At 66.3% G+C, this 8,621-nt stretch carries 8 protein-coding genes; 6 read left to right on the top strand and 2 right to left on the bottom strand.

Translation table 11 applies throughout. The features are described 5' to 3' along the window. Positions 1-12: 12 nt before the first annotated feature. The 4 genes from hemA (at position 13) to ppk2 (ending at position 5,146) form a co-directional block, all read left to right on the top strand. The gene (gene hemA, locus B2527_RS02205) at positions 13-1,296 is read left to right on the top strand and encodes a glutamyl-tRNA reductase (protein ID WP_293705915.1); all 1,284 of its coding nucleotides are present in this window, start codon (positions 13-15) and stop codon (positions 1,294-1,296) included. After that, positions 1,274-2,359 (top strand): peptide chain release factor 1, encoded by a 1,086-nt coding sequence (prfA, locus tag B2527_RS02200; protein WP_293705914.1) that lies wholly within the window; start codon positions 1,274-1,276, stop codon positions 2,357-2,359. Before hemA ends, prfA begins: the two co-directional genes overlap by 23 nt. Before the next feature lie 225 nt (positions 2,360-2,584). After that, positions 2,585-4,288 (top strand): tetratricopeptide repeat protein, encoded by a 1,704-nt coding sequence (locus B2527_RS02195; protein ID WP_293705913.1) that lies wholly within the window; start codon positions 2,585-2,587, stop codon positions 4,286-4,288. 42 nt (positions 4,289-4,330) lie between these two features. Then, positions 4,331-5,146: a polyphosphate kinase 2 gene (ppk2, locus tag B2527_RS02190; RefSeq protein WP_293705912.1), complete on the top strand. Its 816-nt coding sequence runs from the start codon at positions 4,331-4,333 to the stop codon at positions 5,144-5,146. Between the two features lie 225 nt (positions 5,147-5,371). Here ppk2 and B2527_RS02185 read toward each other — a convergent pair whose 3' ends face one another. Then, a complete protein-coding gene (locus B2527_RS02185) occupies positions 5,372-5,938 on the bottom strand; it encodes a TlpA family protein disulfide reductase (protein WP_414716966.1) in 567 nt (188 codons plus the stop codon). Further along, the gene (locus tag B2527_RS02180; protein WP_293705911.1) at positions 5,938-7,209 is read right to left on the bottom strand and encodes a YihY family inner membrane protein; all 1,272 of its coding nucleotides are present in this window, start codon (positions 7,207-7,209) and stop codon (positions 5,938-5,940) included. The genes B2527_RS02185 and B2527_RS02180 overlap by 1 nt, the downstream gene beginning before the upstream one ends. 77 nt (positions 7,210-7,286) lie before the next feature. Here B2527_RS02180 and wrbA point away from each other — a divergent pair, with 77 nt between their 5' ends. Further along, positions 7,287-7,880: an NAD(P)H:quinone oxidoreductase gene (wrbA, locus tag B2527_RS02175; protein WP_293705910.1), complete on the top strand. Its 594-nt coding sequence runs from the start codon at positions 7,287-7,289 to the stop codon at positions 7,878-7,880. Continuing rightward, a complete protein-coding gene (locus B2527_RS02170; protein ID WP_293705909.1) occupies positions 7,877-8,221 on the top strand; it encodes a DUF2069 domain-containing protein in 345 nt (114 codons plus the stop codon). The genes wrbA and B2527_RS02170 overlap by 4 nt, the downstream gene beginning before the upstream one ends. Positions 8,222-8,621: the final 400 nt, after the last annotated feature.

The raw sequence follows: 8,621 nt of genomic DNA, 5'->3' as shown, positions 1-8,621 counted from the left end.
GCAACTGAACAGATGACCCTTTGGGTGCTTGGACTCAACCACCAGACCGCGCCAGTGGAACTGCGCGAGCGCGCTGCCTTCGGCGGCGACGCCCTGCCGCGCGCGATGGAATCGTTGCGGCAGTCGCCGCAGCTGGCCGAAGCCGTGTTGTTGTCCACCTGCAACCGCACCGAGTTGTACGCGGTGGCCGAGGATGGCAGCGCCCTGACCCGCTGGCTGGAAGATCACGCCGGCAAGCTGGATGGCTACCTGTACCAGCATGCCGACGACGACGCCGTACGCCACCTGTTCCGTGTCGCCACCGGCCTGGACTCGATGGTGCTGGGCGAACCGCAGATCCTGGGCCAGGTGAAGGATGCCTGGGCCCTGGCCCACGACCGCGGCGCCATCGGCCAGCAGTTGGACCGCCTGTTCCAGCAGACGTTCTCAGTGGCCAAGCGTGCGCGCACCGACACCCGCGTGGGCGCCAACCCGGTGTCGGTGGCCTCTACTGCGGTACGCGTGGCGCAGGATTCGTTTGCACGACTGGAAGACTCCACCGTGCTGCTGGTCGGCGCTGGCGAAACCATCGAGCTGGTAGCCAAGCACCTGAGCGATGCCAGGGTGAAACGCCTGTTGATCGCCAACCGCACCCTTGCCCACGCCCAGGACCTGGCCAGCCGCCATGGCGGTGTCGCGCTGCCACTGGCGGAACTGGAGCGCCACCTGGGCGAGGCCGACGTGGTGTTCTCGGCCACCGCCGCACGCGAGCCGGTGATCCAGCAAAGGCATGTCGCCGATGCCCTGCGCAACCGCAGGCACAAACCCATGCTGCTGTTCGACCTGGCAGTTCCGCGTGACATCGACGCTGCGGTCGGCAAGCTCGGCGACGCCTACCTGTATACCGTGGACGACATGGAACGGGCGGTGGAAGAAAACCGCCGCAGCCGCCGCGAGGCCGCAGCCGAGGCCGAGGCCATCATCAACCTGCAGGTCACCCGCTACCAGGAAAACCTGCGTGCCAGCCAACTGCAGGCACCGATGCGCCAGCTGCGCGCCTTTGGCGAGGCCACCCGCGCCGAACTGCTGGCCAAGGCACGCCAGCAGTTGGCCCATGGCAAACCCGCCGACGAAGTGCTGGAACAATTGGCGCATGGCCTGACCAATCGCCTGCTGCACCCGCCCACCGCCGCCCTTCGCCAGGCCGCGCTGGAAGGCGATACTGCCATCACCCGCGCCGCCGAGCGCCTGTTCCCGGCTGTTCCCGGGTACCACCACCCTGTTGCGAGGACCGATGACGCCGACCCTGCGCCGTAAGCTGCTGGCACTGGCCGAGCGCCGTGAAGAACTGGAACGCCTGCTTTCCGACCCGGACGTGGTCGCCGACAACGAGCGCTTCCGCAATTTCTCCCGCGAGTTCGCACAACTGGAACCTATCGCCACGGCGCTGGCCGAAGAGGCCCGCGCCAAGGCCGACGTTGCCTCGGCCGAAGCCATGCGCGCCGATCCCGAGCTGCGCGAACTGGCCGAAGAAGAAATCAGCGCCGCCCAGCAGCGCCTGCAGGCACTGGATGAAGAACTGGCCCTGCTGCTGGTGCCGCGCGATCCGCGCGACGAAGGCAACCTGTTTCTGGAAGTGCGCGCCGGTACCGGCGGCGATGAAGCGGCCATCTTTGCCGGCGACCTGTTCCGCATGTACGCCCGCTATGCCGAGCGCCAGGGCTGGAAGGTGGAGATCGAATCCGACAGCCCCGGTGAGCACGGCGGCTACAAGGAAGTGGTAGCGCGCGTGGTGGGCCGTGGCGCGTATTCGCGGCTCAAGTTCGAGTCCGGTACGCACCGCGTGCAACGCGTGCCGGCCACCGAATCACAGGGCCGCATCCACACCTCGGCCGCAACCGTGGCAATCATTCCCGAGGCCGATGATGTCGAGGACATCGCCATCAACCCGGCCGACCTGAAGGTGGATACCTTTCGCTCCTCCGGTGCTGGCGGCCAGCACGTCAACAAGACCGAATCGGCGATCCGCATCACCCACGTGCCCAGCGGCGTGGTGGTGGAGTGCCAGACCGAGCGCAGCCAGCACGCCAACCGCGACAAGGCGATGAAGCGCCTGAAAGCGCAGCTGCTGGATGCCGAACGCAGCAAGCAGGCCGCCGCCCAGGCCGAATCGCGCCGCCTGCAGGTAGGCAGCGGCGACCGCAGCCAGCGCATCCGCACCTACAACTTCCCGCAGGGCCGCATCACCGACCACCGCGTCGAGGGCCTGACCCTGTACGACCTGCCCAACATCATCGAAGGCGCGCTCGATGATCTGATCGCACGCCTGCAGCACGAGCACCAGGTGGACGAACTGGCACGCCTGGCAGAAGGGACCTGAGGCTCGGCTCTCGATCCTGCACACAGCGCAGGCGTTGCTCCCTCCCTTGTGCGCAGCATCGGGAAGGGCTGGTGAGGGGTAGCTTTGGCCTTGCCTCCGGAGCTGGCTGTCGCCGGTGGATTTGGCCATTGCCTGCAACGCAGAGCAAAATCAAAAGCCCCCTCCCCAACCCTCCCCTGCGCTACGCGCAAGTGAGGGAGCAGAGCAACAAAGCAAAGCCAGATCATGACCAACGAACGCGACCAGCTCCGCCATGCCGTCACCCGGCAACCCGCTGACTTCATCGCCTGGGTGATGCTGGCCGACGCGGAACTCGGCATGGGCGACATCGGCGCGGGCGAGGCCGCCGCACTACGCGCCTTGCAACTGCGACCCGAACATCCCGAAGCGCTGGCCCGGCTGGGCCGTGCGCGCTGGATGCAGGGCCGCCATGATGCCGCCGCCAACCTGCTGCAACGCGCCTGCCAATTGGCCCCGCAGCATCCCGGCATGGCGGTGTGGCTGGCACATGTACTGGAAGACGCGCATCAACCCGAAGCCGCCGCCGATGCCTATCGCCGCGCCCATGCGCTGGCACCGGGCGAGGCCTATATGGCCGCACAGCGCCTGAACTGGCAACGCCGGCTATGCGACTGGCGCGACCTCGATGCCTTGTCGCAACAGGTGCGCCACGCGGTGGCGCAGGGCAATCCGGCAGTGGAACCATTCGCCTTTCTCAGCGAGGAGGCCAGCGCCGGCGAACAGTTGGCCTGTGCACGCCAACGGGCCAACGTCGTCGTCCATTCCGTCCCCCGACTGCCACCGGCCCGCGTGCGCCACCACGGCCCGCTGCGCATTGGCTTCCTCTCCAACGGCTTTGGCGCCCACCCCACCGGCTTGCTCACCGTGGCCCTGTTCGAGCAGTTGCGTGCGCACCCGCAGCTGCAGGTGCATCTGTTTGCCCTGAATGGCGACGATGGCAGCGCCCTCCGCGCACGCCTGCATGCCGCCGCCAGTGCGCTGCACGATGTCAGCGGGCAAGCCCATGCACGCATCGCACAACACATCCGCGAAACCGGCATCGACCTGCTGTTCGACCTGCGCGGCTGGGGCGGCGGCGGTACACCGGAGGTGCTGGCCATGCGCCCGGCCCCGCTGCAGCTCAACTGGCTGGCCTATCCTGGCACCTCGGGTGCGCCGTGGATCGATCACGTGCTGGCCGACGCCTTCGTGCTGCCACCGGCGCTGGAGCCTGCCTTCAGCGAGCAGGTGCTGCGCCTGCCACGCGCCTTCCAGCCGTCCGACAACACGCGCCAGCTGGAGGCACCGCCTACGCGCAGCGCCTGCGGCCTACCCGAACAGGGCGTGGTGTTCTGCTGTTTCAACAACAGCTACAAGCTCAACCCACGCAGCATGCACCGACTGCTGCAGGTGCTGCGGGGCGTGCCGGGCAGCGTGCTGTGGCTGCTGTCCGGGCCGGGCCAGGCCGACCAGCGCCTGCGGGAGGTCGCAAGACAACAACAGGTGGATCCGCAGCGGCTGGTGTTCATGGCCAAGCTGCCCCATCCCCAGTACCTCGCCCGCTATCAACTTGCCGACCTGTTCCTGGATACCCACCCCTACAACGCCCACACAACGGCATCCGACGCACTGTGGGCAGGCTGTCCGGTACTGACAACCCCGGGCCAGACCTTCGCCGCACGCGTGGCCGGCAGCCTCAACCACCACCTGGGCCTGGACGAGATGAACATGGCCGACGATGCCAGCTTCGTCGCCCGCGCCATTGCCCTGGGCAATGATCCGGGCGACCTGCAGGCGCTGCGTACACGCCTGCGACAGGCCCGCAATGACCGCGACCTGTTCGACATGCAGGGTTTTGCCGCCGATTTCAGTGCGATGGCCCAGCAATTGGCAGGCCGGCACGGCTGGCGGGGTATAGACGCTGGCTGACACACGCCTGCGTTACCCTCGGCATTCCTACCGGGAGTGACCATGGGCAAGCTCAAACGCAAGGAGTACGAACAGCTGCTGGAACCGATGCAGCTGGAACTGGCCAACATGGCACGCTGGGCCCAGCACACCGGCCAGCGGGTGCTGGCGCTGTTCGAGGGCCGTGACACCGCCGGCAAGGGGGGCGTGATCCAGGACATCGCCAAGCACCTGAACCCACGTCAATGCCGGGTGGTCGCCCTGCCCAAACCCAACGAGCGCGAAGACAGCCAATGGTATTTCCAGCGCCACGTCGCGCACCTGCCAGCCGCCGGTGAGATCGTGCTGATGGACCGCAGCTGGTACAACCGTGCCGGGGTGGAAAAAGTGATGGGGTACTGCAGCGACGCGCAGTACAAGGCATTCCTGAAACAGGCGCCGGTATTCGAAAAACTGCTGGTGGACGATGGCATCCTGCTGTTCAAGTACTGGCTGTGCGTGGACCAGGACCAGCAGGAAAAGCGCTTTGCCGAGCGCCGCGACGATCCACTCAAGGGCTGGAAGCTGTCACCGGTGGACCTGAAATCGCGCCAGGCCTACGCCGACTATGGCAAGGCCCGCGAAGCCATGCTTGAGGCCACCCACAGCAACCATGCGCCGTGGACACTGGTGGACTTCAACGACCAGAAACTGGGCCGCCTGAGCCTGATCCGCGACCTGCTGGATCGGCTGCCAGATACCCACATCGACGATGCGCTGATCGAACTGCCGCCCCTGCCGGGCAAGCCGAAGAAAGAGAAGTTCGGGGTGGTGAAGCCCATCCCGTCGTTCGCGGTGGATGAAGAAGCAGCGAAGGCCAATACGGCCGGAGCAGCGTAAGCGGGAAATCCAGCGTTCAACCCAACGGCCCCAAGCCCCCCAGCCAGCCCCTCCTCCTACGGTATGGAACAGGGGCTCAGGCTACCCCGCCGCACCTGCAGGAGCGGCGCAAGTCGCGAAGCTGACTGTCAACAAGGGGGGCCAGACTTCCTGCCCCTCCCTCCTTGGCCTGACAGTGCGGACCGGAGGGGACGAACGAGGAAACCGGCGCGTCCCCCGCTCGGGTCACGCCGCCTTGCCACCTGCAGCCACGATCGCCTGTTCTATCTCCTGCGCATTCACCGGCCCCAGGAACTGCTTGGCCACCTTGCCGTCCGGCGCAATCAGGTAGGTCATCGGCAGGCCACGCGGGGTGGCAAAGTCCTTGGGCGGGTTGTAGGTATCGAGGATGGCGATCGGATAGGCAACCGGATGCTCCTTCAGGAAGGCCTGCATGTCGGCCACCTCGATGTCTTCATACGCCAGGCCAACCACTTCGACATTGCCGCGCATCACATGCAGGGCCGACAACTCGGGCATCTCCTGCAGGCAAGGCGCACACCAGGTTGCCCAGAAGTTCACCACCACCCACTGCCCACGATGGTCGGCAAGCGAATAGGTCTTGCCATCCACCGTGGGGAGCTGCAGCTGCGGCTGCTCGGCGGTCTGTTGCACGACAGCCTGCGCACCCTCCCCTGGCGGCGCAGTTGCGGCCGGCGGCTCGGTGGGGGCAGCCGCCGGGGCTGGCGCCTGGGCTTTGCACGCGGCCAGGGCCAGGGCCAGCAATGCCAGCGGGAACAGCTTGGAAGTCATCAGGTCTCTCCAGTTGATGCGTAGATATCTTCGACACGGCGCTTGAGCAGTTCGCGCAGCGGCATGCGCAGTTGATCCAGGGCCCGGCACGCGGCCTGCCCCAGGCTGTCATCGCGCAGCGGCAGGTACTGCTCGGCCACGGGGATACGCAGCTGCGAACTGACATACAACTCATCCAGGCTGACGCTGTCCAGATCACGCGACAACAGCCAGCCCCCTTGCTCGTCGCGCCGCAGCAGGTTGATCTGCTCCATTATTTCCAGCAGTTGCTGCAGCAGCGAATCGGTCAGCATGGGTTCCAGCTGCAGGATGCGCTCCTCGTCCAGACTCTGCCCCGACACCCGCGCTTCGCGGAAGCGGCCAATCAGCCGTAACAGGCCATACAGTTCGCACCCCTGCGGCAGCCGCAAGGCCAACGGCTGGTAACGGAATGCAGCGATCGAGGACGCCAGCGAGGCACCCAGCAACACCGCCACCCAGCTCAGGTAGATCCACAACAGCAGGATCGGCACGAAAGCGACCGTGCCATACAGCTTCTGGTAGGACTGGAAACTGCCCAGGTAAAGGCCCATGCCCCACTTCACCAGCTCCAGCAACACTACCGACAGCAATGCACCCGGCACGGCGTGACGCCACTTCACCACGTGATGCGGCACCACCCGGAAAATAAGCATGACGCAGACGAACTCGATCAGTACCGGCGTCAGCCGCAACCCGATCTCAGCCAACCAGCGCCCCTCCGTAGTGCCGAACAAGGGCAGGGACAGCACTTTTGCCGAGACCGCCAACGAAGCGGCAGCGAGCATCGCGCCCAGGGTCAGCACCGTCCAGTAGACCAGGAAACGGGTCAACTTGGGCCGTGCCGAGGCCACCCGCCAGATGCGGTTGAAGGTCTGCTCGACACTATTGAGGGTGATCAGCAGGGACGCCACAAGGGCAATGAAGCCAGCGGCCGTCAGCTGCCCCGCACTGGCCGAAAACTGCTTGAGATAACCCTCGGCCGCGCGTGCCGCCGAGGGCACGAAATTGGAAAACACATAATCGCTGAGTGCCTCGCTCCAACGGTCGAACATGGGGAAGGCGGACAACACGCCAAACACCACGATGGCCAGCGGCACCAGCGCGAACACCGTGGTGTAGGCCAGGGAACCGGCCGCCTGGAACAGGCGGTCGTCGATGAACCGCTTCCACAGAAAATGCGCGAACGTGGTCACCCGCGCCCGGTCGCGCAGGCGCTCCATCCAGAGATTGACCGAATCCAATGGCTCCATGGGCCAAGGGTACCCGATGCAAAGCGTGGCCCGCATCGTTGATACTGGCCGCTTCTGGTGGATGAGTGAAAGGTGCGATGGCGGAAATTCTGGTGCTCTACTACAGCCGCGGCGGCTCGGTGGCCCGGCTGGCACGACAGATCGCCCGTGGTATTGGCGAGGTGCCGGGCATGAGCGCCCGCCTGCGCACGGTCCCGCCGGTGGCGGCGGTCACCCAGACCAGCGCACCGCCGGTGCCCGAAGACGGCGCTCCCTACGTGGAAGTCGCCGATCTGGCCGAGTGCGATGGCATCGTACTGGGCAGCCCCACCCGCTTCGGCAACATGGCCGCACCGGTCAAGCACTTCCTTGATGGGCTGGGCGCTGAGTGGGTCAACGGCACGCTGGCCGGCAAGCCTGCGGCGGTGTTCACGTCCACCGCGTCGATGCATGGCGGCCAGGAGTCCACCCTGCTGTCCATGCACCTGCCACTGCTGCATCACGGCTGCCTGATTGTTGGCATTCCTTTCACCGAGCCAGCCTTGAGCCATACAACCAGTGGCGGCACACCCTACGGTGCCAGCCATGTCGCCGGTGCCCAGGACGACCCCCAACCCAGCGACGACGAAGCCCACTTGGCACGTGCACTGGGGCGGCGCGTTGCCGACGTGGCCAGGCGCCTGGCGTCATGACGGGGCGCGGCCGCGATGTCGTGCTGGCCATCGCCCTGGCACTGCTGGCCGGGTTGTACGCCTGGTGGTTCCGCCACGACCGTCATCTGACGGCAGTACTGCTGGTGTTTGTTGCCCCACCGCTGGCGCTGCTGATCGGGGTGTTGGCACAACGCAGCGCGGCCCGCTTCTGGGCCGGCGTGTTGGCCCTGTTCTGGTTCAGCCATGGGGTGATGAGCGCCTGGACCCACCGCGAGACTGCGCTGTTTGCCTGGACCGGGATAGTGCTGGCATTGCTGATCGTCGCCTTGGTCAGCATCCCGGGCATGCGCGCGCGCTTTGCCGCCAGGAAGGCCAGATAAAGCCCCCCCATACGCACCGCACCCTGCCGCCCTGTCAGGTAGTGCCGAGCCATGCTCGGCAGGGGCGTTACCCGCAATCCTCTCCCCCGCTCACCGCAGCCCGGACCATGCTCGGTTGAAGCGTCAGCACAGCGCCCGCCCGGGTGAGCGGCAGACCATATCGGCCAGCCGCCCCCCAAAGGACCACCAGGTAGTGCCGAGCCATGCTCGGCAGGGGCGCTACCTGCAATCCCCTCCGCCTGTTACAGGTTGGCCCCCGCCCATGTTCGATGGCACAGCCAGCACAGCGCGCGTGGGAACGGCATCCGCCTAGAAGCCACTGCCCCAGCCGGTCACCCATCAGCCTGCGGTTTCATCAAAATCGGCTACGCGGGTGACGCAGCTCCTGCCGAGCATGGCT

This window comes from Stenotrophomonas sp. UBA7606 (assembly GCF_002477705.1).
Taxonomy (GTDB): domain Bacteria; phylum Pseudomonadota; class Gammaproteobacteria; order Xanthomonadales; family Xanthomonadaceae; genus Stenotrophomonas.
Note: the sequence above shows the minus strand (reverse complement) of the source record. Positions and strands in the feature narration are given on the sequence as shown.